The following is a 25,746-nucleotide window of genomic DNA, read 5'->3' on the forward strand; positions in this document are numbered from 1 at the left end:
GCTGGTACTCGCCTCGCTGGAGCAGCAGGTCACGGCCGCCACCCCGCCCACGGTGCTGCTGCACACGCAGGGCGACAAGACCGTGCCGGTGCAGAACAGCATCCTGTACTACCAGGCCCTCACCCGCACCGGCGTGCCGGCTGAGCTGTACCTGTTCGAGCAGGGCGGGCATGGGATCGGCATGCGGGACGGGCTGGGCACGGCGTCGGCTTGGCCGAGGCGGGTGGAGGAATGGCTGCGGCAGCGGGGCCTGCTGGACAAGGGGCAAGCGCGATGAAGCGCCGTGAACTGCTGGCCCTGGCCGTTGATCTGTTGACGCCCGCGACTGACTGACCCGTCTGGTTCTGCAGGCCACTCTCAACGAATCCTGGAGGAGAAAGCAAGGCCTGACCCCAGGTCGGCGGCCGCGACACCCCTAGCTTGACGGCATGGACCGCGCATGTCCTTGGTTTCGGTCACACGACCGCAAGGATGGGTCATGCACACTCGGTTCGGTGGCTGGCGCCCGTGCTCGCCGCGCGTGAGAAACGCTGTCTGTTGCTGTCTGGAGGATTGATGAACAAGCCGTTCCCGGGCGCAGCCCTGAGTCTTGTCGTGGCCGCAGCACTCAGTGCGCCGGGCGCCAATGCTGCCAGCATTGACTACAACTTGGTGTCTCTGGGCGGCGATGCCTGGCGCTATTCGTATGTGGTGGACAACTCGACGGCACCGGTCGATTTCGATGAGTTCACCATCTATTTCGATCTTCCCGTCACTGCCACCATCACGTCGTTCACCGCGCCTGCCGGCTGGGACACCTTGACGATTCAGCCGGACTCGAGCGTCCCCGCCAGCGGCTTCGCGGACGCAGTCCATGCTGGCGGACACATTCCCGCAGGCACCGTGCTGACGGGTTTCTCCGTGGACTTCACCGTGGCCCCAGGGGCCCAGCCGGGTTCTCAGAGCTTCGATCTGGTGGCATCCAACCCGTTCCAGGTCGTGTACTCCGGTACCACCACGCTGGCTCCGGTGCCGGAGCCCGACAGCGCCGCGCTGATGGTGTCAGGTGTTGCCGCCCTGGCCTTCCTGCTGCGTCGCCGCACAAACATTCGGGGAGCCCAACGATGAAAGCCACCATTCGATCGCTCGCGGCGACGCTCGGGCTGCTGGTCGCGGCACTGCTGCTGCCGGCGTGGGCTCATGCCGCTGCCAGCGTCACCAACATCAGCCTGGTGAGTTCGACGCGCGTCGGGCGCACGACTTTCGACTACACCTACACCATCGCCGTCCAGAACGGCACGCCGGCGCTGAACCAGGCGCAGGCCACGGTCACCAGCAGTTCGGCGGCCACGCAGGTCATCAAGGGCGCGGTCAGCCTGGGCACGCTGGCCGCCGGCGCCACGACGGCCAGCTCCGACACCTTCACGATCCGCCAGGACCGCACGGTGCCATTCAATCCGGCCGCCTTGACCTGGACCGTCACGGGAACGCCCGTGGGCGGCCCGCCGTCGATGAGCGTGACGCTTTCCGACGCCTTCGTGGCACCGAACGGCAGCATCACCGTCGTGCCGGTCGTCAAGGACGGCAACGGCGTCGTGCAAAGCAATGCCGGCCTGCAGTTCAACGTGTCGGTCAGCGCTGCCGGGCCGGTAACCGGGAACGCACCGGTCATCAACGGCTTGACCGTGTCTTTCCCCAAGCTCGTCAAACGGCTCATCAGCCCGAATCCGACGATCGACCCGAATGGCCTCTACGCCGACACCGACCCTGCGGACCCGAACTATGGCAAGGAGACCGGCGGGCGCTATCACGTGAACGTATCCCTCGTGGGCTCGTCGCTGACGGCCTCGGAGGACGTGACGGTGCTGCCCGCAGGCACGGCCAACGTCAGCTACACGGCGGGCCAATACGCCGGCCAGATGGGCAACGCGATGGCGCTGGCGTTGCAGGCCAGCCAGAGCGGGGACCCCAACCAGATGAGCCAGGCCAAGGCCGCCTTCACCGCGGTCAACGGGAACAGCGATTTCAGCTTCACCGTGCTCAACGCGACCAACGCGTCTGCGCCGCCGGACGGCTACCTGGTGACGCCCAGCATCCTGCAGGCGCGTGGCTTCACGCCCGGCAACCAGGATGCGCAGTACGCTGCGGCCCTGGCCGACCTGGTCACCAAGATCCGCCTGGTGAAGGCCCAGATCGCGGCGATCAATGTGGCCTCGCCTGATCCGAACGCCATCACCGCGTTGCAAAACGGTGCGGCCGCGTACAAGCAGTCGCTGCAGGCCCTGCATGCGCTCCAGACCAGCACGCTGGGTGCATCGCAGCAGCAAGGCGCCATCAACCAACAGTTGGCGACGGAAATTCCCCAGCTGATGGATGCGATCAAGGTGATGGGCGGCAGCATGCTGGGCATCCCTGTCGTGGCGCCGGCGCCGGCGGCGGCGCGCGCCAAGACGGCGGCCATTGCGTCCAGCGAATGGTTCGCGTCGCTGGCTTCCGGGCAGAGCGCGTCGGTGACCACCATGTACGCTGGTGTCGAGCCCGTCCAGTTCTCGTTCTTCTCGACGATGTTCGGCATCCTGACTGACCTGTCGGGCACGGCGCGCGGCAACATCATCGAGCTGGTAATCACGCTGACCAACAGCCTCGTCAACATTGCCGCGGCCAACGTCATCAACCAGAACAACCCGGGCGGCATGTCGCTGGACTACTGCCTGGCCAGCTCGTCGCTCGCCTTCGCCTGCCCCAACTACATGCCCACCCGCATCGGCGGCTCAGGCTTCGGGCGCGACGCGAGCGTGATGAAGGTGGCACTCGTCGGCTGCATCGGCGGCGACTTGATCCGCAACCTGATGACGCTGCGGAACCCGACCAACCTCGCGGCCGGTATCCGTCTGATCAACAAGGTGATCTCGATCAGCAATTCCCTGCAGCAGCAGGGCGGGGTGGGCGCCGTGGTCGTGCCGGACTACATCGCCGATGACGAAATAGGCCTCGCCAACGACATGCTGTATTTCTCGAAGGGCTGGCCGCGCGTCAACCAGGGCCGGTTGCCCTGCGTCGGCATCGTGATCGTGATGAACACGCAGACCGGCGGTCTGGTGGCCGTCAACCTGGACTTCCTGGGCCAGTGCGGCTGAGCGCGGCCTGCCGTGCCAGCAGGCGCCTGAGAGCGTCGACCGGCACGGCAAAGCCCAGGCCATACCCGCCCGACAAGGTGGCAACGGCCACCCCGACGACACGGCCCTGCAGGTCAACGACCGGGCCACCTGAATTGCCGGGATTGATGGCGGCGTTGAGTTCCAGCTGATTCGCCAGCGATGGGGGCTGGAGCACCGCCCCCGGCAGCGCACTGACCATGCCCGCGGTGGCCGTGGGCAGGGTGCCGAACGGGCACCCCAGCACGACGATGGTCTGGCCAGCCGCAACGCTGTCGGCTTCAGAGAGCTTGAGGCCGACAAGGGGCACAGCCTCGTCGAGTTCCAGCAGGGCCAGGTCCGTCGCTTCGTCGATGATGGACAAGCGCACCTGCCAGCTGACGGCCTTCCAAGTGATCGTCGGCCGGGTTCCGAGCTGGCGCGCCACGTGCGCAGCCGTCACGACCCACGGCGTGCCGGCCACCCTGAAGCCCGAGCCGATCACTTCGCGGCCGTTGCCCACCCCCACAATGGCCGGCGACGCCTCCTGTATCAATGCCACCATCGCATCACTGGCGGCCTGGGCCGGCGGTCTGAGCGCGCAGCCGGTCGTCACGCCGAGGGCGACTGCCGCCAGCAGGATGTTTGCGGTGCGGGCAAGGCGCAGGCCATTCACAAGCATGCTCTCGGTTGGACTATGGGCTTGGACTATAGGAGCGCGTCAGGGGCCCGCTGATGCACGCCACCCCGGGGCGGGCACGGCTCAAGGCCGGGTCAGCGCACCGGCCCAGCGCATCAGTAGCAGCGCGAGCACCAGCAAGCCCCATGGCACCGCCTTCACGAGGCGCCGCTTGGCAGCCCAACGTGTCCAGGCCAGGCCGAGGGCCAGAAAGGCCGTTCCCAGCACGACCAATGCCAGTCCGCCGACCCGAGCTGCCCGGCCGTGCAAGGGCAGTGAGCTGATCAGCCAGGTCCCGAAGTCCGGGCCGCTCACGGGGAGCATCGTTCCGGTCAGCAGTGCCTTGGCTCCAGACCAGATCAAAGGCAGCCCGAAGACAGACACGAGGCCCAACAGCAAGGCCGTATGCAGCCAGGAAGGCAAGTCCTCGTCGCTTGGCAGCAGAGATTTCAAGGGCCGTCTCCTTCGGTGCAGATCCAAGGCGTTGGCTGGGTAGTGTCGCTGTCAGCGCCGAAGTAGAACTGAGATCAGGATGGCGTGGGATGAAGGCTGGCAACGGTGCGCGAATGCCTCGCTGTCCCCCGCGCGCATGACGCCGATCGCTTCCATGTTGACGATGCGGACGGTCAGATTGCCTTAGCGGTCCATCTCACCCGCGCCGCTGTGCCGGCCGCCTAGATATCGACATGGCCCACATTTGCCATCCATCGACGCTATCGATTTTCGACCCCGTCGAGATTGCCTCATGACGCACCGCCCCTTCACTCCCGAGCAGACGTGCGGAATGCGGCGTCAACGCGTCCACTCCGGGCCGGACCGCTGAAGGGTCACGGTCTTCGGCGGCTCATGGTCACTGGACTGCAGGTACTGAGCGGCAACTCGCAGCTTTTCTGGGTTCTTGCTGATGACCTTTCTAGCGAAGGGGGTGCGAACCATGAAGTCGATCACCTGCCTTGCAAGCTTTCGGTCCTCCTCCAGGTCCGAAGACCGAAGTGCTTTCAGAATTCCTGCCCAGCCCTCCATCGCTTCACGGCACTTGCGCTCGTGCGCGGGACCTCTTTCCGTAGGGAACGACGTTGTCAGCGGCCGTCCCTCCTCCTTGGCACTGAGCCGCCAGAGCGGCTCGAAATTGCGGACTTCGCCGTGCAATGCCGGCCGAGTCGCCTCCGCCTCGATGCCAAGACCTCTGAGCCGATATGCAAACGTCTCTCGCCAGCGGTGCAAGTCCTGCGGACCGTGCTGCAAACGAGTGCCATCCCTGGACTCCAATTTGACGCAGAGATGGACGTGCGGCGTCGATTGGTGTTTGTGCAGCACCATCACGTAACGATGTCCTGCGAGCTCGGCCCGGCCGAACTCACGCACAGCCTGCTTCACGAGGTCCGGGTCAGTCCCGAAGGGCATCGACAGCACCAGGTTGTAGGCCTCTCGCCGACTCTCGACCTTGGCGATGTAGGGGCCGCCGTAACGCCATTGGTCCACGAGGTCCGACAGCGCAGCCTTGCCCTCGCGGAGCACCCCACGGTCGTCCTCGAAAGCCAACTCACCGTCCTTGGTGATGTAGGCCAGGTGGCTTGCGATCGCTCCCATGCCCCGCCCCCCGCCTGTGACCCGCACGAATGCCTGCGGCGGTCGGCGTACGGTCAGCGCGATGCGACCGCGGACGACGGCTGCCCTGGACTTCAGCGACCCGTCCAGCCGCGGCGTGTAGTCCGGCTTGACGATCCGGTTGCCAGGGTAGAACAGCCGCTCACCCCAATGAACGAGGATGCCATCAACGCTTTGGCTGGTGCTCATGGTCTCGGTCTCCGGTAGGGCTCAAGTGCCGCAAGCAGCGTCGAGGCTCGTTTCAGGTGTTCGCGAACATCTTCACGCAGCGTCCTCAAGCTTTCACGAAATGGCTGGAGCTCGGGTGCACGCGTGCTGGCCTTCTCCAGCAACCGCAAGAACACGCTCAGGTCCGTGGAGAGCGCCGCGACTTGATCCGTGGATAAGTGCAGGCAACGAACTGCCGACGTGAAATCGGCCGGAACCGGCGGCGGCGGTTTGCCTTGCAGCAGCGACCACACGAATTCGCTGCGCGACATATCAGCAGCACGCGCTCGCACAGCCAGCTCATCACTATGCGCCTGTGGCAAGCTCAGGTGGACTCTCACCCACTGGGAGCGATCCGCCCGCGGGAGATTGCCACCTTCATCGGCTTCGACCGGTCGGTCGCGAAGCATCTGCACGGCGGCGCGCCGCATCAACGCTGACACCGACGTCCGCTCGAGTGTCGCCAGAGTGCGCAGGCGTGGACCCAAGGCGCCCAGTCTGATGTACACGCGCCCGCGGTCGAGGTCCACTTTCGCTGGATCGTCCGTGGCGAGTTCCTTTTCGGCAGCCTCTAAGTCCGCGCACGCGGACTCGGACTGCCGTGGTTCTGGATCCGTTGATGAATTCTTCATGCGAACTCCGGTGCGTGTAAACCAGGGATTCATGCGTCACTCCCGCAATTGCGCGTGCTGTAAAACCCTGCGCCGCTCGATCAGCGGGCTCGCAGCGTCGGCTGCGGAGGCGATTGCAGACCGTTGATTTCTAACTGTCTAGATGTGCGGATTTACAGCGCCGGTAGTTGCCAGACAGCTCTGCGGACCTCCCGGCCAGCTGAAAGTGCCACTTGAAGGATCCGCGACCGAACGCTTTAAGCGGTATGACGAGACCGCTTCGCATGAAGCCAGGAAACCACCGACGTCGCGACCAGGAAAATATCGAGGACTCAAACGTCCACTGGTTCCGTCTCTTGTCGGAGCGGCAGCGCCTTTTCAACTGCTTTCAAATTCGTCGGCCGAGACGGCGCCGTCTGTCCGGCTGAACGCACAGGAGTCGGGCACACGGAGCACAAGGCCGCCACTCTTTCGGTGACGGCGCGCGTTGCCTCGATGCGCCTCGCGCGTGTGCCGTCCGTCTATTTGTCGAGCTCGATGCGGCCGTCGGTCCTTCTCACGCTCAGTCCATGAAGGCTGGCAACTGCCTGCGCGAAAGCCTCGCTGTCTCCCGCGCGCATGGCGCCACTGATGCGCAGCCCGCCGATCGCTTTCATGTTGACGATGACCACGGGTGGCTTGCCGTAGCGGTTCATCTCTGCAACCGCATCGCTGATCGGGGCGTTGTCAAGAACCACCTCCCCGCGCTGCCAGGCGGTCAAGTGCTCGATGTTCGGCCGGTCCACCCACGAACCCCGGACTTCGCGTGCTTCCACGCCTGGAAGTTGCATACGCAGACGCTCACCTGGCTTCATCACGAAGCGCTCGTCGACGCGGCCATGCGCAGCGCCAACTCGGCTCACGATCACCTGGCCTTCGATCAGCGTAACGCCGAATGCCTCATCGACACCCTGCGGCGTGGCTCGAACCAGGAAGGTGGTGCCGGTCGCGGTCACATTGGCGTCGGCCACCCGCACGACAAAGGGCCGGGCGGCGTCCTTTGCGATCTCGAACAGCGCTTCGCCGCGATTCACTTGGACGACGCGTTTGTCCTTGGTCAACGTCGCGCGCACGCGGGTCGCCGTGTTCAGCATCACGCGCGTGCCATCCGGCAGGATGACGGCGCGCTGCTCGCCGACGTTGGTTTCATAGATGTCACCGGTCGCCCACGGGCGCCCCACGGCCCATGCGACTCCCGCAACAGCTGCGCATGCCAGCGCTGCGCGCCGAGCAAGGTTGGGTGGCTCAGGTTTCGCCGCACCGACGGCTGCGGCGTACCCGCTAAGCGTGAGGCCCGGGATGTCCTGCCAGGTGTCGGTGCAGCGCTCCAAAGCCAGGCGATGCGCCGCTGAGCGCGCCTGCCACGCGAGGCACTCGCGGTCCACGGCGACTGACCTGTCGGGTCCGTGCAGGCGTGCAACCCAGACAGCAGCTTCGGACGCGATCTCTGGCGTCACAAGCGGCTGCGCTTCTTTCGCTTTCCCCGGCGCGTCGGACGCTCCGTCTGACGGCACGGCTACCAGCCTTCCATCCAACTGGTGAGCTGCAAGGTGGCCTTCGCAATATGTGTGTGCACGGTGGTGATGCTCACGCCCCGAGCCCGCGCGATCTCGCCATACGTGAGGCCGTCCAGGCGGTGGGACAGCAAGATGGCACGGGTGTTCTCGCTCAGAMGGCTGAGCCCCTCGCTGAGCCGTGCGAGGCGCTCCTTGGCGAGCATCGAATCCTCGGCGGTGGGCGCGAGATCGATGATGACCGCTTCCTCCACGAGCACCTCGTCGCCACGCGTCATTCGGGAACGGTGGGCGTCGATGGAAAGGTTCAGCGCGGTGCGCATCATGAATGCCTCGGGCTGCGCCACGACCTGTTCGCGCTGGTATCCCGCCAGGCGAATCCACGCTTCCTGAACCAGGTCCTCAGCGTCCTGCGCCGAGTTCCCTCGGCGCAGCAAGGCAGCACGGATGCTGGCGAGGGTCTTCTTGATGTTCATGGCCAGGCGTTGCGGAGAGGCTATCAGCTGACTTCCGCAGTGAGCGCCATGGAGGCCGGAGAGCGCGGCGCGCGCATGGGCGCAGAGGGCTCAGGCCAGTCGCGAGAGATGCACCGGTCGGCCGATTGACAGAGCAGCGCTGCGGCGGCAGCCGCGTTGGCGAACGGGCCGTGGCGAGCCACGGCCCGCTTCAGGCGCAGGCTCAGAGAACTGGAGACTTTCAAAGCGCGCTCGACGTACTGCCGATGGCCAGACAGGGTCGATTCGATCTCGGGGTGGGCGAGGGCCGCGGACGCCGGCAAGACCGAGTTGTAGCGGTAGCGGGGCGCCATGGCGGCTTGGATCTCAACGGGATCGGGGCCGATCACGATGCGCAGCCGCTCGACGCCGCGGTCCTGAAGGTCGCCGGCGATGGCGCGCCACCAGGCGTCTTTGGGGTCGTGCACGTGCCAGGCGCCCAGATAGTGAGGGCCGCGGTCTGACAGGACGCCGACAGCCCAGAGGAGTTGTGTGGCGTGGACGCCGGTATCGGTCCGAATCTGGAGCCTGAGCACTTCGAACACCGCGCAGACGTATGAGCGGCAGAGCGCCTCAATTCGAGGCTCGGCGTTGATCAGGGAGATGTTCATCGCTAGCTCCTACTGAGTGAGGTTGCGCACGAGGCTCCAGCCGTCTGCCCGCGGATTTGCCCTCAGAGTGCTCGCGGCTTGTACCTAAATGCACATCATGGGCTTCAAGTCACTCGTTATGGCTTAAATGGTACTCCATATGATCCACAAAGTGAACCAAAAGAACCACGCAAGTTGTGGAGGATGGATGGCGAAGTGCTGATGCTCACTGGTCATGCCCCCTACCAAGCCAGCTGTGACATCGCGCGAGGTATTCGCACGAAATTTGCGTCGCGCGCGTCGCCTCAAGGACCTTACACAGGAGAGTCTGGCACTCGACGCGGGGGTCCCTCGCGGCTACCTGAGCCGCGTAGAACGAGGCACGATAAACATCTCCATCGACAACGCCGATGCGTTGGCTATCGCCATAGGCGTGCCTCTGCGAGACCTAGTCGATCCCGCGAAGTTCACTGGATTCGACGACGAATAGGACCGGCCGGAACTGGTGGGTGGCGACACTTGGATTCCGCCGGCCGAGTCGCCGCCGATCGCGAAGGTCTGACCGCTCTGGAACTCCCATCCACTCGGTGCGCTCACTCGCGGTCGAGTTCGGTGTCGACCCGAAGCGCATCGGCGTGACGGGCAGTTCCGCGGGCGGCCACCTGGCGGCCAGCGCCAGCACGCTGTTCGACCATGCCGACGGCCGCACCGGCGCCGCGCTGGACAACAGCGTCAGCGCCCGGCCCGACTTCGCCGTCCTCGTCTACCCCGTCATCACGATGACCGACCCCGCCGCCCACGCCGGCTCGCGCCGCGCGCTGCTCGGTGCCGAGCCCGGCCCCGCGCTGCTGGTACTCGCCTCGCTGGAGCAGCAGGTCACGGCCGCCACCCCGCCCACAGTGCTGCTGCACACGCAGGGCGACAAGACCGTGCCGGTGCAGAACAGCATCCTGTACTACCAGGCCCTCACCCGCGCCGGCGTGCCGGCCGAGCTGTACCTGTTCGAGCAGGGCGGGCACGGCATTGGCATGCGTGACGGGCTGGGCACGGCGTCGGCTTGGCCGAGGCGGGTGGAGGATTGGCTGCGGCAGCGGGGTGAGCGTCCAGTCCGCCCACCTTGAGTCCTGCGCACGGCAAAGGATGCTCTTCTCCACTTAACTGTTGGTGGAGGAATGGACACTTCTATAGCCCTCGGTCAGGGCCGGCGTCACCGGCGTGTTCACAGCGCTGAGTTCAAGGCGCACATCGTGGCGGCCTGATCCAAGCCTGGCGTGTCGTCGGCATCAGTAACCATGGCCTACGGCATCAATGCGCACCTGGTGCGCCGCTGGTCAAGGAGGCCGAGCTCGAACCGGGGGAGCACTGCAGGCCAGCCCGAGAAGACGAAGCCAGCAGCGCTCTCGGCTCTCAAGTTCTTGCTGTTGTCTTTGCCGACCCGGTGTCGGCGCCTGTGGCAGCCGATAGCTACCGCTGCCAGGTGTCATCGCCCGCTGGATGGTGTTTGCCGGGCCTCCTACTGGTTCCAGCTCGTGATGGCCGCATGCAATGCGGGTGTGATGCGAATCCCTCTGTTCTCGGGGCAGCCGCCGTAGGCGTGGATCGCCACGACGATGCGTCGTTGATCGGCGGTGAAGTAGAAGACCGGGCTGCCACTTTGTCCTTCCTCCGTGTCCAGACCGTAGGTCAGCACGTTGGGGTCTACCTTGCCGATCCGGCCTGCGTTGAACCACTGTGTGCCGATGGGCTTGTCGGCTGGGTAGCCAGCGTTGTTCACCACCAGGTTCTGGAGTTGTGCATCGGTGTGCGCGGCGTAGCCGAACCAGCCCAAGCGATCACCGATGGGTGTCGGCAGCCTGATGGCGCCGACGTCGTGCATCGGATCCCCCTTGCTCTGCCACAGTGGGTGAACCGCAAAGCTGTTGGTCTGGAAGTAGCCGAAGGGGACGTTGTCACCGGACCGGCCAGGCAGCACCCAGATCCGCGACGCGCCGCGCTTGGCAGCAAAGCTGTACAGGTTGTGGCCGGCGGTGATCAACGTCCGAGGGCCGACGAGCCAACCCGTTCCGAGCACTTCCTGGGCATGCAATCCTTCAATGACCAACTGGCAGACGCAGCGCCAAGGCACGGTGGTCGGGTTCGGGATGAACACGCGGTCATCCCGCCCGCACACGGACTGCGGGAACGCGAACTCTAGGTATGAGGCGGATCCCAGTCGATCACCGCGAAATCTGGAAGGGACGCGGCCGCCTCCAAACCCTTCGGCGAGCACTCTGGCGGAGTCGAAGCCGGGCACGTTCTCGACGTTCCCACCGTTGTTGGTTTCGACCATATAGGACGGGGTGACCCGTGCTTCCGTGATCTCTGAACCAGCGTCGGACGCGCCCCCTTTGCGGGGCCGGGGCAATTTTTTTGCCGCAGGGGTGTTCATGATCGACCTCACTTGCTCTGGAGACGGGGGAGGGCGCCGGGGCCCAATGAGCCGTCGCTTCCTTGGCCCGGCTGACCTACGGCTGGAACGGGTGTCGCTGGAGCGCCCACGGGCGCCGGGGGAGCATCCAGGGGCAGTGCAGAGCTTGGCTTGCCCACGAACGCTGACAGCAGCACGCCTTTGCTGGAGGCGCCAGCGTAAACGGCGCTCTCCTGTCCGGTCGAGCTGGCTTGTTCGGCCAGCTTTGCCTCAAGAGCTGCCTGCGCAGTGATCTGCGCCACCTTGGCATCCGCAAGCGCCTTCTCCTTGCCGCTGGTGTCGATCTTCAGCTGGATGAGGTCGTTGACGGTGTCGGCGACTGCCTTCACGACATCGAGCGGCAGAGAGACGAGTGCCAGTGCGCTGCTGGGAGCATCCTTCGTCACCTTCGACAGGCTGCCGTTGGCGAACACAAGGTCGTAGGTCGTGGTGACCAGTGCGTGGCTGGCGATGGGCAGCGACAGCACCGGAGACGCGTTCGGGAGGTACACGACGGTTGACGACGTCGTGCCGAGGACATGTGCGTTGACTACAAACGGCATCGTCGCCCGGTGGCAGATGCCGTTCATGCACGACGGCTGGATTGCTGGCCCGGCGTTCTGTTGGCGCTTGACCAACCCCTTGGGCTCGCCGACGGTGACGCCCACGTACATGATCGGACCGTCGTTCGGTTTCCGATCTCTGGGGATCATTGCGAGGCGCGTCGCTTCCAGTTGTGCGAGCGCCTTGCAGCGCTCTACTTCCGCGGCGCCTGGTGTTGTCTTCGCCTGCTCATGTTCCGCCTTGTTCTGGGCGCATTCGGCCCGCAAGCGCCCCAGATGGAACGAGAGCGCCCCGTTCATGGCGAGGTTGGCCGCATTGATCTGATCCGGATCGGCTGGGTCGATCAAGGCCTTGTGCAGTTTGACGTCGCCGGATTCGCCGCTTTCCGGCTTTGCTCGCGTGGCTGCAATCTTCTTGATGATGTCGCCGGTCTTGTCCGTCGTGGTCACCTTGATCGACTTGAGCAGTGACGTCTGCGGATCGATCTCCACATCCACGTTGTCGCTCCGGAACGGGTGATTTGGCTGACGGAGGAGGTATCTGTACTCGGTGTCGCCTACAACGGTAGGTGCCAGCACATCCAGGCGAACGGCGCCGCCGTTGATCACCAACTCCACCGGCAACAGCGCCTTGGGCATCATGTACATGCGGCCCGCCTGCGCGTCCGTACCGGGGGCGGACGGCATATCCAGGACACTGCCAACCGGCTCGCTCTGAAGCACCGCGCATCCCTGCAGCGCTGCACAGACGACCAGCGCAACGATCGCCAAGTTCCTTGCCATGGTTCACCTCCGAAAGGCGGTTAGAAGACCGGGGCAGTCTGGATGTCGATGGACGTCTGAACATCCTCAGTGTTGATGAGTGTGGGGGAGTTCGGTCCGCTGCATCACTGGGCCGAACCGGCTGGCGCTGATCGATCGAAGAGCGTCGATCGGCCGGCCGGTCTTGCAGAGGCCCTGCGGATGGTGAGGTCGTGCTTTGCGAGCGCACCGCTGTCTTGCATCAGGGGCTACGGCAGTCAGCCAGCAAGTGGTGCATCTGAACTCGCAGGTGGGTTGGGAGTGTTAGGCGCATTCGGCACCCGCAACGAAGAGCTTCAGGCTGACGAGGTCGTATCGCATGGCCGGGGCCTCGGTCAGGTTCAGGTGACTCCTATCAGAGGGGCAAATGGCAGTCCCGACCATGGCGCCATGACATGGATGGCCCTTCGGGTTGCTGCGCCACGTGCTGACATCTGAGCTACCTCGCGTCCGTCAAGAGGTCCGTCAGGCCGCGCCTACGTACCTGGATCATTTGTGGGTGGGTGTGATGGGCGGCGAGGGACTTGGGTAGCCGCAGCAGTAGCCAGATCCGAGAGTTTCAGGACGACGGGCGCTCGCCCCCGCCTTGCTCGTATAAATGCCGCTGAAATCCAACGAACAACGCCCGAACTTGCTCCGGCTTGCCAAGCTCGGCAAACGCGTCTTGCATAGCGCTGTACTTGAGCTTGAGCAGCGGCGGAAGCTTGTCAGCGTCTAGCTCGTCTACGCCCTGCTTGACGTACTGCGCCAGCACGAAATCGATGAAGGCCTGTTGCCGATCGGTCATCTGATCGGCCGCCGCAGCAAGCCGGGCGACCTGAGCGCGCGCTTCGCGAGAGATCGGATCTGCGGCGAACGCCACGAAGGCCAGCACGTCGAAAAGGTCGCTGTTCTCGGCTTCAATGACCTTCTGCATCTCGGCCAGCGGCTCACGGCCGAAGCCCTTCTCGGCTAGACCTTCCAGCAGTACCTTGCGGGTGTCGGGCTCGCTCCAGATGCGGCGCAACTCGCCCTCGTCCTTGAAGAACCCCGGCAGCGCCCCGTACATCTGCTCCAGGAATTGCGCGGCTGACATCGGCGTGCCGTCGGCGCTCCAGAAGCTGGTGGATGCCATGTGTTGGATGCGGCGAGACTTGCCATCCGCCAACTTGATCTTGATGCGCTCTGGCCTAGGTTCTGGCGGCGGTGGAGGATTCAACGGCGGTTCGCTGGGCCCTTCGGGCCTCGGAGGCGGGGGCGTTGGGTTGGGTTCCTCCGGCGGCAGCGGCTCACCGTCCCACTCGGGATCGTTGAAGAGCTTGTGAGCCCTGACGAAGTCGTAGATCGTGAAGTGGTCCTTGCCGTCGTACAACCTCGTGCCCCGACCAATGATCTGCTTGAACTCGATCATCGAATTCACCGGCCGCATCAGGACGATGTTGCGCACGTTGCGGGCATCTACGCCCGTCGAGAGCTTCTGCGACGTGGTCAGGATGGTCGGGATGGTCTTCTCGTTGTCCTGGAAGTTGCGCAGGTGCTGCTCGCCGAGGGCACCGTCGTTGGCGGTCACACGGACGCAGTACAGCGGGTCGCGGCTGCTCTTCGTCTGGTTGATCAGGTCGCGCACGGCCAGGGCGTGGAGCTGCGTGGCGCAGAACACCAGTGTCTTCTCGCGTTGGTCGATCATGCTCATGAAGAGCTGCACCCGGTAGGCCTCGCGCTCCTTGATCTCGATGATCTTGTTGAAGTCCTTCTCTTCGTAGCGCCGTCCGGCCGTGACCTCGCCCTGCAGTACTTCGTCGTCGGGGGTGTAGACGTAGTCGTCCAACGTCGTGGCGATCTGCTTGACCTTGAACGGCGTCAGGAAGCCATCGTTGATGCCCTCCTTCAGCGAGTACTGGTAGACCGGCTCGCCGAAGTAGGCATAGGTGTCACCGTTGATCGTGCGCTTGGGTGTCGCCGTGAGGCCGAGCTGAACGGCCGGAGCGAAGTATTCAAGGATGGCGCGCCAGCTGCTCTCGTCCTGCGCGCCGCCCCGATGGCATTCGTCGATGACAATGAAGTCGAAGAAATCGGGCGGGTACTCGCCGAAGTACGGCGACTCACCCGGGCCGCTCATGAAGGTTTGGAAGATCGTGAAGAAGATGCTGCCGTTCTTGGGCACGCGTCCCTTCTTGCTGATCTCTGCCGGATCGATGCGAACCAGCGCATCGTCGGGGAAGGCCGAGAACGCGTTGTAGGCCTGATCGGCCAGGATGTTCCGATCCGCCAGGAAGAGGATTCGCGGGCGACGGCTGCCCCACTGCTCCGGCGAAGCATCGCCGCGCCAGTCGGTGAGGTTCCAGCGGCTCTGGAACAGCTTCCACGCAAGCTGGAAGGCGATGAAGGTCTTGCCTGTGCCAGTCGCCAGCGTGAGCAGGATGCGGTCACGGCCCGCCGCCATCGCGTCGAGCACGCGGCTGATGGCAACGTCCTGGTAGTAGCGCCCCTGCCAGCTACCACCCCGGTCCTCAAACGGCACAGCTGCGAAGCGCTCGCGCCACGCAGCTGTGAGCGCCTCCGTGCCGGCAAACGTCATCTCCCACAGCTCATCGGGGCTAGGGAACGCAGGCACCTCGCCTTCGGTGCCGGCCTCCATGTCGATGGCGTACATCGCCTGCCCGTTGGTGGCGTAGGTGAAACGCACCGCCAGCTTGGCGGCGTAACTCTTGGCTTGGCCTACGCCTTCGGTGAGCTGCTTGTCCCAGGCCTTCGCCTCGATGACGGCCAGCTTGGTGTTGCGGTAGACCAGAACATAGTCGGCGATCTCAGGTTTGGCGCGAGCGTTCTGTCCACCCTTGCCAATGCCGCCCTGCAGCCTGCCCAGCGTGATGCCGTGCTCTCGCAAAACCCGGCTGCCATCGACCACACCCCATCCCGCAGCTTTCAGTGCGGGGTCGATGTGCTCGGCGCGGGTTTCGGCTTCGTTCATATCAACTGGGCTTGACCGCCAACGTACTTGCCACTGCCGTCAGGCACCAGGCCCTTGGAGCGGATCAGCGCAATCGTCTGGTGGAACTTGGCTTCCGGGATCTTCAGCTTGTCGGGATGCCAAGTGTCTCGCGCCTCCAGGACGATGGCCTTGTCCGTCAGCTCGGCGCCATCAATGAGGAGGTTGTTCCATGCCGCGTGCACGGTGGCGAAAAGCTCGGCTTCCTGACTGTCCATCGGGATCAGCAAGTCGATCACCGATTCGATCGCGCCGAGGCTAGCCCCCAACACTTGCGGTGCGTCACCCAGCAGCTTGTCAAAGCCGGAGAGTCGTTTGAAGTCATAGCCGCCGCCGTCGCGCTGACTGACGTCATAGAAGCCGTTCTGCCGCGCCCAATTCTCGGCCTTGAGCTGGTGCGGGAAGTCATTCGGGCCTGCCGCGTCCTTCATGGGCTGACGGCCCAAGTCCACCTTGGCAAGAGCTTCAACCAGATGCAGCAGCTTCTGCTGCTTGACGTGCCCGAAGGTTTTGTCCCGCTGCCGTCGCCGATGGCGTTCATGGGCGAGCGAGATGATGGCGGCAGTGAACTGCTGGGAGCTTGTTTGTGACGGCAGCACTGCGCTCGTGGGGACGAGCCTGCGGGCGCTCAGTTGACCGGTGAAGGCTTGTTCCAGGAGGGACTTCTTCAGTTCGTCGAGGGCGGCGAGCTTGCGCCCATACACATCGATGAGTTGGTCTGCGGCCTCCTGGATCGCATCAAGCTGCTCAACAAGCGCAGCCTGCTTTTCCGCCGGAGGGAACGCGACGACGATCTTCCTCAAGTCGCCAATGTTGATCTGCATGAGCGCTGTGCCGTACGTCTTAGCGCGGATCTGCGCCTGCACTGGCTGCGAGCGCATCAGGTAGTAGCCGAGGGCCTGACTGACGGTGCCGGGATCGAATCGAATCGGCACGATGCCACGCGTCACGTTGGCGCCTGCCAATGCCGGTTCAGCCACGGCGACTGTGCCCGTGGTGCCCCGAACACAGAGCAGCAGGTCTCCGCCTTCCAGAGTTGTTCGCGTGTAGGAGCGGGCCAGGGCCGGGTCGATGCGTTTGAGTGCTTCGGCATACACAACCTTGTCGCCGAGATCGACCGGCCGCACAACTGGCAGCCCCCCGGGCACTTCGTCGCCGGGTTGCACGATGCCGTAGGACAAAGTGCAACTGGGCGCCACCAGCGTTTCCAGCGTCCCTGACCGGCCACTCACCGATGCCGCGCTCAGAACTGCTGTCAATTGCGCTGCAGCCCACCCGCGGGCGTTCTGCAGGTTCTTCTCGGCGTTGGCCTTGGCGGTGGCGATGCCCTCGAAGGCTTCGTCGAGGATGGCGACGATTCGCGCCTGCTCTTGCAATGACTCCGGGAACTCAATCAAGAAGTTCTGAAGCTGCGCCTTGGTCAGCGCCTGTCGCGTGGCGCCAGCCGCTTCACCTGTGCTCAGAAGGCGGTCCTTGTACTCACTGGATACGAGCAAGTACTGTAGAAACTGCGGTAACAGCCGATTCGGATGCGTTCTGATGATGGCAACGTGTTGATTGACTCTGGCTGGCAAGACCTCGTCAGGCGCAGTGCAGCATCGAGCAACCGAGGCTCCGGTAATGTTGAGCAGCACATCATTTGGCTGAACAACAACGTTCGCTAAGCCGTCCGCTTGCTCCTGACTCAGGAACGCCAAGTCCTTGCGTCGGAATTCGCCATCGTGAACGTTCAAGCTCCGAATGAGCGAGATGCCATCGGCCTTGTAAGCCGCCTCACCGCCCAAGGGCGTCGCACCGCTTCCAATCTTTGAAGTCAGGTCGCCGAGAGGTGCACGAATCCAACGGCCCATCACGCCACCAGCTCTCGAATCGTCGCCAGCACTTCGGCACTCTCGGCATCCAACGCCGCGATCTCGTCGAGGATTGCCTGCGGCGTGCGCAGCGCAACCTCGTCATCGCCGTTAGGGTTCTTGACCGACAGGTCGAAGGTCGCTGCGTCGATGCCGGCCACATCCACTGACCAGCTCTGCGCCGAGTCAGCAAAGGTCTTCTGCAACTCGATGAAGCCAACCATGTCGGCATCGTTCAGCGGGCTGGTCTTGCCCATGTTGCGGCCCGGGTTCAGTTGGTAGAACCAGACCTTGCGCGTGGGTGCGCCCTTCTCGAAGAACAGCACCACGGTCTTGACGCCTGCGCCCTGGAAGGTGCCGCCAGGCATGTCCAGCACCGTGTGCAGGTTGCAGCTTTCCAGCAGCAGCTTGCGGATGCTGGTGCTGGCGTTGTCAGTGTTGCTCAGGAAGGTGTTCTTGATGACGATGGCCGCGCGGCCGCCGGCCTTCAGCGTCTTGATGAAGTGCTGCAGGAACAGGAAGGCCGTCTCGCCGGTCTTGATCGGGAAGTTCTGCTGGACCTCCTTGCGCTCCTTGCCACCAAAGGGCGGGTTGGCCAGGATCACATCGAAGCGGTCGCGGTCCTGGATGTCGCTGATGTTGTCGGCCAGCGTATTGGCGTGGATGACGTTGGGCGCCTCGATGCCATGCAGGATCATGTTCATGATCGCGATGACGTAGGCCAGGCTTTTTTTCTCCTTGCCGTAGAAGGTGCGCGTCTGCAGCGTCTTCAGGTCGTCGGCCTTGGTGRCCTTGGGCAGCAGGTAGTCGAAGGCCTCGCACAAGAAGCCGGCCGAGCCGCAGGCGCCGTCGTAGATGCGCTCGCCGATCTGCGGCTCCAGCACCTTGATCATCGCGCGGATGAGCGGGCGCGGCGTGTAGTACTCGCCGCCGTTGCGCCCGGCGTTGCCCATGTTCTTGATCTTGGCTTCATACAGGTGCGACAGCTCGTGCTTCTCGGCCTGGGCGCCAAAGCGCAGCTCATCCACCAAGTCGATCACGTCGCGCAGGTTGTAGCCGCTCTGCACCTTGTTCTTGATCTCGCCGAAGACCTCGCCGATCTTGTATTCGATGGTGTTGGGGCCGCTTGCCCGCTGCTTGAAGCCGGCGAGGTAGGGGAACAGCCGCAGGTTGACGAAGTCCCGCAGGTCGTCGCCCGTCATAGCCACGTTGTGATCGAGGCGCCCGTCTGGCGTCTTGGGGGCAGCCCAGTTGTCCCAGCGGTAGACCGGCTCGATGCGGTAGGTGTAACGCTTGCCTTCCAGCGCAGCCTCATCGGCCTTGTCGCGCTCCAGAGCGTCGAGGTACTTCAGGAACAGCAGCCAGGACGATTGCTCGGTGTAGTCCAGTTCGCTCGTGCAGCCGGCATCCTTGTGCAGCACGTCGTCGATGTTCTTGAAGGTCTGCTCAAACATAAAAACGGGGTCTCTGTATCCGGGGTAGGCGCCGACGATCCATCACAGCCCTGATTGGGGCGCAATAGGAGGCGGTTTGCCATAGAAAAAGACCCATAAGCTTTCCAACTTACGGGTCTCGAATCTCACCGCCGCAGGGTGAGCTACCGACCGACGGTCAAACGTCGATATTCCCCGCCCTCAACGCATTCGTCTCAATGAAATCGCGTCGCGGCTCCACCTCGTCGCCCATCAGCATCGTGAAGACCTTGTCCGCCTCGATGGCGTCGTCGATCTGCACGCGCAGCAGGCGGCGCACGTTGGGGTCCATCGTGGTTTCCCAGAGCTGCTCGGGGTTCATCTCGCCCAGGCCCTTGTAGCGCTGGCGGCCGACGCTGCCTTCGGCTTGCTGCATCAGCCAGGCCATGGCGGCGCGGAAGTCGTCGACCTTGGCCTCCTTGGCCTTGTCGCCTTCGCCCTTGCGCACCATGGCGCCGGGCTTGATGAGGCCTTGGAAGCTCAGGCCGGCGTCGGCCAGCACTTCGTAGTCGGCGCCGTGCACGAAGTCGGCGTGGATGACGCTTGCGCGCACATTGCCGTGGTGGGTGCGGGCGATCTTCAGGAAGAACTTGTCGGTGCGCGGGTCGGTCTCCACCGTCACCAGCGCGTCGTGCAGCAGGCCCTTGAGGCTGGCGGCGCTGGCTTCGGCTTCCTCGTGGGTGTCGAGCTTGAGGGCCAGGCCGTTGGCCAGCACGTGCAGGGCTTCGATGTCCATCCAGTTGGACAGGCGGCCGATGACGGCTTGTGCGGCGACGTATTTGCGGGCCAGGGTGTCCAGCGTGTCGCCCTTGAGGGTGTCACCGGTGCCGGTCTCGAGGCTGGCGTCCTGCAGCGCGACCTTGAGCAGGAAGGCGTCGAACTCGTGGCCGTCCTTCAGGTATTGCTCGTGCTTGCCGACCTTGACCTTGTACAGCGGCGGCTGGGCGATGTAGATGTGGCCGCGCTCGCAGAGCTCGGGCATCTGGCGGTAGAAGAAGGTCAGCAGCAGCGTGCGGATGTGGGCGCCGTCCACGTCCGCGTCGGTCATGATGATGATGCGGTGGTAGCGGAGCTTGTCGGGGTTGAAGTCGTCGCTGCCGGCGCCGCGGCCGATGCCGGTGCCCAGGGCCGTGATCAGCGTGATGATTTCATTGCTGGTCAGCAGCTTCTCGTAGCGCGCCTTCTCGACGTTCAGGATCTTGCCGCGCAGCGGCAGGATGGCCTGGAACTTGCGGTCGCGGCCCTGCTTGGCGGAGCCGCCGGCGGAGTCGCCCTCGACGATGTAGATCTCGCACAGCGACGGGTCTTTTTCCTGGCAGTCGGCCAGCTTGCCGGGCAGGCCCAGGCCGTCGAGCACGCCCTTGCGGCGCGTCATCTCGCGGGCCTTGCGGGCGGCCTCGCGGGCGCGGGCGGCGTCGAGGATCTTGCCGCAGATGATCTTGGCGTCGAGCGGGTTCTCGAGCAGGTAGTCGGTCAGCAGGCGGGAGACGATGTCTTCCACCGGGCCGCGCACTTCGGAGCTGACGAGCTTGTCCTTGGTCTGCGAGCTGAACTTGGGCTCGGGCACCTTCACGGACACGACGCAGGCCAGGCCTTCGCGCATGTCGTCACCGGCGACTTCGACCTTGGCCTTCTTGGCGAGGTCGTTGTCGTCGATGTATTTGTTGATGACGCGGGTCATCGCGGCGCGCAGGCCGGTCAGGTGGGTGCCGCCGTCGCGCTGCGGGATGTTGTTGGTGAAGCAGAGGACGTTCTCGTTGAAGCCGTCGTTCCACTGCATGGCCACTTCGACACCGACGTTGGTGTTCTGGTCGCTGATCTTGTCGCCCTGGGCGTGGAAGATGTTCGGGTGCAGCGTCGTCTTGCCCTTGTTGATGAACTCGACGAAGCCCTTCACGCCGCCCGCGTAGGCGAAGTTGTCTTCCTTGTTGTTGCGCTCGTCGACCAGGCGGATCTTGACGCCGTTGTTCAGGAACGAGAGCTCGCGCAGGCGCTTGGCGAGGATGTCGTAGTGGTAGTCGTTGTTCTGCTGGAAGATCTCGGTGTCGGGCAGGAAGTGGACTTCCGTGCCACGCTTGTCGGTCTCGCCGATGATCTTCATGGGGCGGGTTTCGAAGCCATCGACCATGACGCTTTCGCCGTCCTGCGGGATGCCCTTGGCGAACTCGATGAAGTGCACCTTGCCGTTCTGGCGCACCGTCAGGCGCAGGAACTTGGACAGGCCGTTCACGCAGGACACGCCCACGCCGTGCAGGCCGCCCGAGACCTTGTAGCTGTTCTGGTTGAACTTGCCGCCGGCGTGCAGTTCGGTCAGCGCGATCTCGGCGGCAGAGCGCTTGGGCTCGTGCTTGTCGTCCATCTTGACGCCGGTGGGGATGCCGCGGCCGTTGTCGATGACGGAGATGGAGTTGTCGGTGTGGATGGTGACGACGATGTCGTCGCAGTGGCCGGCCAGGGCTTCGTCGATGGAGTTGTCGACGACTTCGAAGACGAGGTGGTGCAGGCCGGTGCCGTCGGAGGTGTCGCCGATGTACATGCCCGGGCGCTTGCGGACGGCCTCCAGGCCTTCCAGGATCTGGATGGAACTGGCGTCATAGGCCTCGCCCGCTTTGGCCTCGGCCGCCGCGGCCGCCTGTTGGTTGGCGTTCAGACCATCCGGGTGTTCGGGGCTGCTATTCACATCACTCATCGGGAACTCTCTCTCACTCGCGGGCGATAAATTCATCGCCCTTTAAAAGCACTGAAGCGGGCCGAAGCCCGCTGTGTCCAAGTCAGGTCGTGACTCAGATTCGCATCGGCATCACGACGTACTTGAAGCCGGTGGTGTCGGGGATGGTCAGCAGCGCGCTGCTGGCGCTGTCGTTGAGGTCGATGCAGACCATGTCCTGGCTCATGTTGGCCAGGGCATCCATCAGGTAGGTGACGTTGAAGCCGGTCTCGATCTTGTCGCCGGCGTAGTCGATCTCGATCTCTTCCTTGGCCTCTTCCTGCTCGGCGTTGCTGGACGCGATGGACAGCAGGCCCGGCTCGAAGGTCAGGCGCACGGCCTTGAACTTCTCGCTGGTCAGGATGGCGGCGCGCTGCAGGCTGGAGAGCAGCGGCGCGCGGCCCAGGGTCAGGCGGAACTTGTGGCTCTTGGGGATGACGCGGTTGTAGTCGGGGAACTTGCCCTCGACCAGCTTGGTGACGAACTCCATGCCGCTGAAGCTGAACTTGGCCTGGTTGCCGGCGAAGCGCATCTCGATGGCGGCATCGTCGTCCTTGCCGTCTTTCAAGAGGCGCTGCAGTTCCAGCACGGTCTTGCGCGGCAGGATGACTTCCTGCTTGGGGATGTCGGTGTCCAGCTCGGCCTGGGCCAGAGCCAGGCGGTGGCCGTCGGTGGCCACCAGCGTCAGGTTCTTGCCTTCGGCGACGAACAGGATGCCGTTCAGGTAGTAGCGGATGTCATGCACCGCCATCGCGAAGTGGACCTGGTTGATCAGGCCCTTGAGCGCCTTCTGCGGCACGCTGAAGGCGGGGCCGAAGTCGGCGGCTTCCTGCACCAGGGGGAAGTCGTCGGCCGGCAGGGTTTGCAGCGTGAAGCGGCTCTTGCCGCCCTGCAGCGTCATCTTGTTCTGGTTGCTGGTCAGGCTGACGACCTGGTCGGCCGGCATGGAGCGCAGGATGTCGATCAGCTTGCGGGCGCCGACGGTGGTGGACAAGTTGCCGGCGTCGCCGTCGAATTGCACGGTGGTGCGGACCTGGATCTCGAGGTCGCTGGTCGTGAGCTCCACCTGGTTGCCGGTCTTGCGGATCAGCACATTGGCCAGGATGGGCAGCGTGTGGCGCCGCTCGACGATGCCGGACACTGCTTGCAGCGCGCCGAGCACCTGATCCTGGGGAGCTTTCAAAACGATCATGGAGGCCTCTTGGGGGGATCTCTGGGGGGTCAGTTCGGCGCACCCAAGCACAACGCGCGCGCGAAGCTGCGATTGTCGCCCGGAAACGGTGCCCGGCCGTCCGGCAGGGCTGTCGTGGAGGCTACGGGTCAACCCTGAACGGCGGGCTCTCCATGGCACGGGCGACCAGGCGGTGGAAGTGATGCACGCCCTGCTCGCGCGTCGGCGAATAGCGCCCGCGCTGGTAAAAACGCGAGCGCAGCCCCTTTTGCACCGTCATCACGACGGCTTCGTCCTCCATCTCCACCTCATCCAGTGCCCCGCCGGCGCCGCTGCCCAGCAGCTCCGGCTTCCAGACATAACTGCGGAAGCGCACGCGCGTGCGGGCCGGGCCGATCGGCGTGACCTGGTTCAGCGACAGCCCCCAGGGGTAGAAATTCAGCATCAGGTTGGGGAACACCCACCAGTAGTAGGCGGCAATACGCTGGCCGTGCTCGGCGGCTTCGGGCGGCAGCTCGAAGGCGGTTTCGTCGGCCCGGGCGGTGGCGAGCTGGAGGTTGCTCCACTCGTGCAGCTCGTAGCGGTACTGGCTCAGGTCCAGCGTCTGCGTCAGGCCGGGGTGCACGAAGGGGATGTGCAGGCCTTCGAGGTAGTTCTCGACATAGAGGGCCCAGTGGGCGTCGAACTCGTAGTCGCGGCTGCGGCTGGCGTCCAGGCGGAAGTCCTGCAGCGGCAGCCAGTGCAGGCGCTGCATGGCGGGGCCGAAGAAAGCGTCGAAGCTGTCCAGCGGGTCTTCCAGCGCCACAAAGCCCTGGCCGCCCCAGTCCTGCAGCGGGATGCGCGGCAGGTGGTCGCAGGGGCGGGGGAAGTCCAGCGCTTGCTGGAACTCGGGCATGAACGTCATGCGGCCGTCCAGCTCGAAGCGGCGCGAGTGGTAGCCGCAGCGGATCTGCGCCGCGCCCTGGCAGGACTGCTGGATGAGCAGATTGCCGCGGTGGGTGCAGACGTTGCTCAGGCAGCGCAGCGCGCCCGCCGCGTCGCGTGCCAGCAGCAGGGGTTCGTCCAGGCTGCCGGGCAGCAGGGTTTCGGGTTGCAGGCTGCCGGGTGCCTGCAGGCCGTGCAGGTCGGCGAGCCACTGCCAGCTGCGCGCCAACACGCGCTCGTATTGCAGGCGCTGCACGGCGGGGTCGAGGTAGAAGGCCTTGTCCAGCGTCTCGGCGCGGGCGACTTCGGGGTGGATTTGCCAGCGGGAAGCGGGCGCTTGGGTCATGGCGTTCTCAAGCTCCGGCGTTGATGCTGATGACGACGCGCTGCTCGGACTGGTTGGCCTCGAAGCCCGAGCCGTGCCTGAGCCAGGACGGGAAGAGCACGAGGTCGCCGGGTGCGAGTTTGAACTTGGCCATCTCCATGTTGAAGTCAGTGCGCTGCTCGGCGCCGGCAAAGCCGATCAGCGGGTTGGGGTTCTCGAAGTGGAGCTGGCTGCTGCGCTCGTCGCTGGCGATGCACAGCGCGGCTGAGACGCGTGAGTCGGGGTGGGTGTGGTGCTTGAGCAGGCTGCCGGGTCGCTGCACATTGAACCAGGAGTTGGACAGCCGCGCGCCGTCGAAGCCCAGCTCCTGGGCGTAGGCGTCCATCAGCCGCGCCAGGCCCGAGGTCAGGCCCTTCAGATTGGCGTGGTTTTCCTCCAGCTGGGCAACGACGTGGGCGCGCCGGTCGAAGGACGACAGCGCGTCACCGAGCAGGGCGTCGTGACGGGCCGTGTCGAGCTGCAGGCAGTGCGCGAGGATGGTGGCGAGTTGGTCGGGGCTCAGCACCTCGGTGTAGCGGTGCACGAGGGTGGGGAAGAGCTTCCAGGCTTCTTTCTGCATGGGGGTCTTGGTGGCGTCTGGCGGCCATTCTGCGGGTGGCGCCGGGGGTGCCGGCCGCGTGTTTGTCCGCCTGTGCAACCCTTAGCATCCGAGCCATGCGCACGCCCCTCGCCCTGCTGCTCGCCTTCGCCGCGGCCGCCGCCCTTGCCAACCCCCTGCCGCCCGCCGCCCGCGCCGAGGTCGATGCGCTGCTGTCCCGCCTGCAGGCCTCGGGCTGCGAGTTCAACCGCAACGGCAGCTGGTACGCCGGCGCCGTGGCCCGGGCGCATCTGCTGAAGAAGCTGGACTACCTGGAGGGCAAGGACATGGTGAAGACGGCCGAGCAGTTCATCGAACGCGGCGCGTCGGCCAGCAGCAGCAGCAGCGGCAAGGCCTATCTGGTGCGCTGCGCCGGCAAGGCGCCGGTGGAGAGTGCGCATTGGCTGAAGGCGGAGCTGCAGCTGCTGCGAGCCGCGAGTGCGGCATCGAGCCCGGCGCGCTGAGGCGCCGGGTCACGCGCCTCAGCGCCGCCGGCGCGTTGCCGCCATCAGCAGCGCCGCCCCCGCCAGCGCGAAGCTGCCCGGTTCGGGCACGCTGGCGATGTTGTCGAGCGCAAAACCGCTGGTGGCCGAGAAGCTGACCGAGGTCAGCTGGGCCCAGCTGCTGTCGAAGAGCACCGAGCCCGCGCTGGCCAGGTCGATGTTCAGCGAAGCCACCTGCGCACCCCCCAGCAGGCCGACCAGGGCCAGCATGCCGGGGCCGAAGCCCAGGTCATAGGCCGCGATGTCGATCGACTGCAGCCCGAACACGCCGCCGGTCAGCAGGCTCAAGCTGAAGGGCGTGGTGTCGAAGCCGCCGACCATGGCGCCGTCCAGGGGCAGGAAGCTGGTGGCGGGGCCGCTGATGACAAAGCCGGCCTCTGTATAGGTGGCGATGCCGGTGTTGTTGTCGATGTCAATGACACCGGGGTTGTCGAAGGTGACGAGGCCGGCCTGTGCCGCCCCGCTGCTGCAGAGCGCGGCCGCAAGGGCCACGGCGCCGAGGAAACGATTCATGGCTGTGCTCC

At 64.8% G+C, this 25,746-nt stretch carries 23 protein-coding genes; 6 read left to right on the forward strand and 17 right to left on the reverse strand.

Annotated elements, in window-relative coordinates; genetic code table 11:
- The 3 genes from AC1D2H_RS12135 to AC1D2H_RS12145 all read left to right on the forward strand — a co-directional run.
- The coding region (locus AC1D2H_RS12135; RefSeq protein ID WP_478011113.1) for an alpha/beta hydrolase at positions 1-277 on the forward strand (277 nt) is incomplete at its 5' end.
- Between the two features lie 278 nt (positions 278-555).
- On the forward strand, positions 556-1,107 hold the full coding sequence (locus AC1D2H_RS12140; RefSeq protein ID WP_478011114.1) for a PEP-CTERM sorting domain-containing protein: 552 nt from the start codon (positions 556-558) through the stop codon (positions 1,105-1,107).
- Positions 1,104-3,116, forward strand: a complete 2,013-nt coding sequence (locus tag AC1D2H_RS12145; RefSeq protein WP_478011115.1) for a hypothetical protein — start codon at positions 1,104-1,106, stop codon at positions 3,114-3,116. Before AC1D2H_RS12140 ends, AC1D2H_RS12145 begins: the two co-directional genes overlap by 4 nt.
- On the opposite strand, the gene AC1D2H_RS12150 is transcribed toward AC1D2H_RS12145, so the two are convergent.
- The 7 genes from AC1D2H_RS12150 to AC1D2H_RS12180 form a co-directional block, all read right to left on the reverse strand.
- A complete protein-coding gene (locus tag AC1D2H_RS12150) occupies positions 3,085-3,789 on the reverse strand; it encodes a S1C family serine protease (RefSeq protein WP_478011116.1) in 705 nt (234 codons plus the stop codon). The genes AC1D2H_RS12145 and AC1D2H_RS12150 overlap by 32 nt on opposite strands.
- Before the next feature lie 87 nt (positions 3,790-3,876).
- Positions 3,877-4,245 (reverse strand): hypothetical protein, encoded by a 369-nt coding sequence (locus AC1D2H_RS12155; RefSeq protein WP_478011117.1) that lies wholly within the window; start codon positions 4,243-4,245, stop codon positions 3,877-3,879.
- Positions 4,246-4,584: 339 nt separating this feature from the next.
- On the reverse strand, positions 4,585-5,589 hold the full coding sequence (locus AC1D2H_RS12160; protein ID WP_478011118.1) for a relaxase/mobilization nuclease domain-containing protein: 1,005 nt from the start codon (positions 5,587-5,589) through the stop codon (positions 4,585-4,587).
- The gene (locus AC1D2H_RS12165) at positions 5,586-6,272 is read right to left on the reverse strand and encodes a hypothetical protein (RefSeq protein ID WP_478011119.1); all 687 of its coding nucleotides are present in this window, start codon (positions 6,270-6,272) and stop codon (positions 5,586-5,588) included. The genes AC1D2H_RS12160 and AC1D2H_RS12165 overlap by 4 nt, the downstream gene beginning before the upstream one ends.
- Positions 6,273-6,739: 467 nt before the next feature.
- Positions 6,740-7,771: a FecR family protein gene (locus AC1D2H_RS12170; RefSeq protein WP_478011120.1), complete on the reverse strand. Its 1,032-nt coding sequence runs from the start codon at positions 7,769-7,771 to the stop codon at positions 6,740-6,742.
- Between the two features lie 2 nt (positions 7,772-7,773).
- Positions 7,774-8,247: an RNA polymerase sigma factor gene (locus AC1D2H_RS12175; RefSeq protein WP_478011121.1), complete on the reverse strand. Its 474-nt coding sequence runs from the start codon at positions 8,245-8,247 to the stop codon at positions 7,774-7,776.
- A gap of 23 nt (positions 8,248-8,270) precedes the next feature.
- On the reverse strand, positions 8,271-8,876 hold the full coding sequence (locus AC1D2H_RS12180; protein WP_478011122.1) for a transposase: 606 nt from the start codon (positions 8,874-8,876) through the stop codon (positions 8,271-8,273).
- A gap of 214 nt (positions 8,877-9,090) precedes the next feature.
- On the opposite strand from AC1D2H_RS12180, the gene AC1D2H_RS12185 reads away from it, so the two are divergent.
- Both AC1D2H_RS12185 and AC1D2H_RS12190 read left to right on the forward strand, forming a co-directional pair.
- Positions 9,091-9,345, forward strand: coding sequence for a helix-turn-helix domain-containing protein (locus AC1D2H_RS12185; protein ID WP_478011123.1), 255 nt, complete (start codon positions 9,091-9,093; stop codon positions 9,343-9,345).
- 97 nt (positions 9,346-9,442) lie between these two features.
- Complete coding sequence (locus AC1D2H_RS12190; RefSeq protein WP_478011124.1) at positions 9,443-9,976, forward strand: alpha/beta hydrolase; 534 nt, start codon at positions 9,443-9,445, stop codon at positions 9,974-9,976.
- A gap of 392 nt (positions 9,977-10,368) precedes the next feature.
- Here the strand turns inward: AC1D2H_RS12190 and AC1D2H_RS12195 are convergent, their stop codons facing one another.
- The 9 genes from AC1D2H_RS12195 to AC1D2H_RS12235 form a co-directional block, all read right to left on the reverse strand.
- On the reverse strand, positions 10,369-11,283 hold the full coding sequence (locus AC1D2H_RS12195; RefSeq protein ID WP_478011125.1) for a trypsin-like serine peptidase: 915 nt from the start codon (positions 11,281-11,283) through the stop codon (positions 10,369-10,371).
- A gap of 8 nt (positions 11,284-11,291) precedes the next feature.
- Positions 11,292-12,647, reverse strand: coding sequence for a hypothetical protein (locus tag AC1D2H_RS12200; RefSeq protein WP_478011126.1), 1,356 nt, complete (start codon positions 12,645-12,647; stop codon positions 11,292-11,294).
- 577 nt (positions 12,648-13,224) lie between these two features.
- Positions 13,225-15,615, reverse strand: coding sequence for an EcoAI/FtnUII family type I restriction enzme subunit R (gene hsdR, locus AC1D2H_RS12205; protein ID WP_478011127.1), 2,391 nt, complete (start codon positions 15,613-15,615; stop codon positions 13,225-13,227).
- Positions 15,612-17,483, reverse strand: a complete 1,872-nt coding sequence (locus AC1D2H_RS12210; protein ID WP_478011128.1) for a restriction endonuclease subunit S — start codon at positions 17,481-17,483, stop codon at positions 15,612-15,614. The genes hsdR and AC1D2H_RS12210 overlap by 4 nt, the downstream gene beginning before the upstream one ends.
- The gene (locus tag AC1D2H_RS12215) at positions 17,483-18,937 is read right to left on the reverse strand and encodes a class I SAM-dependent DNA methyltransferase (protein WP_478011129.1); all 1,455 of its coding nucleotides are present in this window, start codon (positions 18,935-18,937) and stop codon (positions 17,483-17,485) included. Before AC1D2H_RS12215 ends, AC1D2H_RS12210 begins: the two co-directional genes overlap by 1 nt.
- Positions 18,938-19,094: 157 nt before the next feature.
- Complete coding sequence (gyrB, locus tag AC1D2H_RS12220; protein ID WP_478011130.1) at positions 19,095-21,644, reverse strand: DNA topoisomerase (ATP-hydrolyzing) subunit B; 2,550 nt, start codon at positions 21,642-21,644, stop codon at positions 19,095-19,097.
- A 94-nt stretch (positions 21,645-21,738) separates the two neighbouring features.
- A complete protein-coding gene (gene dnaN / locus AC1D2H_RS12225) occupies positions 21,739-22,854 on the reverse strand; it encodes a DNA polymerase III subunit beta (protein WP_477928799.1) in 1,116 nt (371 codons plus the stop codon).
- Positions 22,855-22,975: 121 nt separating this feature from the next.
- Entirely contained in the window at positions 22,976-24,103 is a 1,128-nt protein-coding gene (locus tag AC1D2H_RS12230) for an aromatic ring-hydroxylating oxygenase subunit alpha (RefSeq protein WP_478011131.1), read from the reverse strand.
- A 7-nt stretch (positions 24,104-24,110) separates the two neighbouring features.
- Entirely contained in the window at positions 24,111-24,701 is a 591-nt protein-coding gene (locus AC1D2H_RS12235) for a putative 2OG-Fe(II) oxygenase (RefSeq protein ID WP_478011132.1), read from the reverse strand.
- Positions 24,702-24,796: 95 nt separating this feature from the next.
- Between AC1D2H_RS12235 and AC1D2H_RS12240 the strand changes: the two genes are divergently transcribed.
- On the forward strand, positions 24,797-25,183 hold the full coding sequence (locus AC1D2H_RS12240) for a DUF5329 family protein (RefSeq protein WP_478011133.1): 387 nt from the start codon (positions 24,797-24,799) through the stop codon (positions 25,181-25,183).
- Between the two features lie 18 nt (positions 25,184-25,201).
- Here AC1D2H_RS12240 and AC1D2H_RS12245 read toward each other — a convergent pair whose 3' ends face one another.
- Complete coding sequence (locus AC1D2H_RS12245; protein WP_478011134.1) at positions 25,202-25,735, reverse strand: PEP-CTERM sorting domain-containing protein; 534 nt, start codon at positions 25,733-25,735, stop codon at positions 25,202-25,204.
- Positions 25,736-25,746 lie beyond the last annotated feature (11 nt).

The organism is Roseateles sp. P1_C1_2 (assembly GCF_056406535.1).

Coding starts and splice junctions, on each gene's coding strand:
- gyrB (WP_478011130.1), bottom strand. CDS start 21,644: ATGAGTGATGTGAATAGCAGCCCCGAACACCCGGATGGTCTGAACGCC.
- AC1D2H_RS12145 (WP_478011115.1), top strand. CDS start 1,104: ATGAAAGCCACCATTCGATCGCTCGCGGCGACGCTCGGGCTGCTGGTC.
- AC1D2H_RS12160 (WP_478011118.1), bottom strand. CDS start 5,589: ATGAGCACCAGCCAAAGCGTTGATGGCATCCTCGTTCATTGGGGTGAG.
- hsdR (WP_478011127.1), bottom strand. CDS start 15,615: ATGAACGAAGCCGAAACCCGCGCCGAGCACATCGACCCCGCACTGAAA.
- AC1D2H_RS12230 (WP_478011131.1), bottom strand. CDS start 24,103: ATGACCCAAGCGCCCGCTTCCCGCTGGCAAATCCACCCCGAAGTCGCC.
- AC1D2H_RS12245 (WP_478011134.1), bottom strand. CDS start 25,735: ATGAATCGTTTCCTCGGCGCCGTGGCCCTTGCGGCCGCGCTCTGCAGC.
- AC1D2H_RS12195 (WP_478011125.1), bottom strand. CDS start 11,283: ATGAACACCCCTGCGGCAAAAAAATTGCCCCGGCCCCGCAAAGGGGGC.
- AC1D2H_RS12185 (WP_478011123.1), top strand. CDS start 9,091: ATGCCCCCTACCAAGCCAGCTGTGACATCGCGCGAGGTATTCGCACGA.
- dnaN (WP_477928799.1), bottom strand. CDS start 22,854: ATGATCGTTTTGAAAGCTCCCCAGGATCAGGTGCTCGGCGCGCTGCAA.
- AC1D2H_RS12180 (WP_478011122.1), bottom strand. CDS start 8,876: ATGAACATCTCCCTGATCAACGCCGAGCCTCGAATTGAGGCGCTCTGC.
- AC1D2H_RS12240 (WP_478011133.1), top strand. CDS start 24,797: ATGCGCACGCCCCTCGCCCTGCTGCTCGCCTTCGCCGCGGCCGCCGCC.
- AC1D2H_RS12235 (WP_478011132.1), bottom strand. CDS start 24,701: ATGCAGAAAGAAGCCTGGAAGCTCTTCCCCACCCTCGTGCACCGCTAC.
- AC1D2H_RS12165 (WP_478011119.1), bottom strand. CDS start 6,272: ATGAATCCCTGGTTTACACGCACCGGAGTTCGCATGAAGAATTCATCA.
- AC1D2H_RS12200 (WP_478011126.1), bottom strand. CDS start 12,647: ATGGCAAGGAACTTGGCGATCGTTGCGCTGGTCGTCTGTGCAGCGCTG.
- AC1D2H_RS12210 (WP_478011128.1), bottom strand. CDS start 17,483: ATGGGCCGTTGGATTCGTGCACCTCTCGGCGACCTGACTTCAAAGATT.
- AC1D2H_RS12140 (WP_478011114.1), top strand. CDS start 556: ATGAACAAGCCGTTCCCGGGCGCAGCCCTGAGTCTTGTCGTGGCCGCA.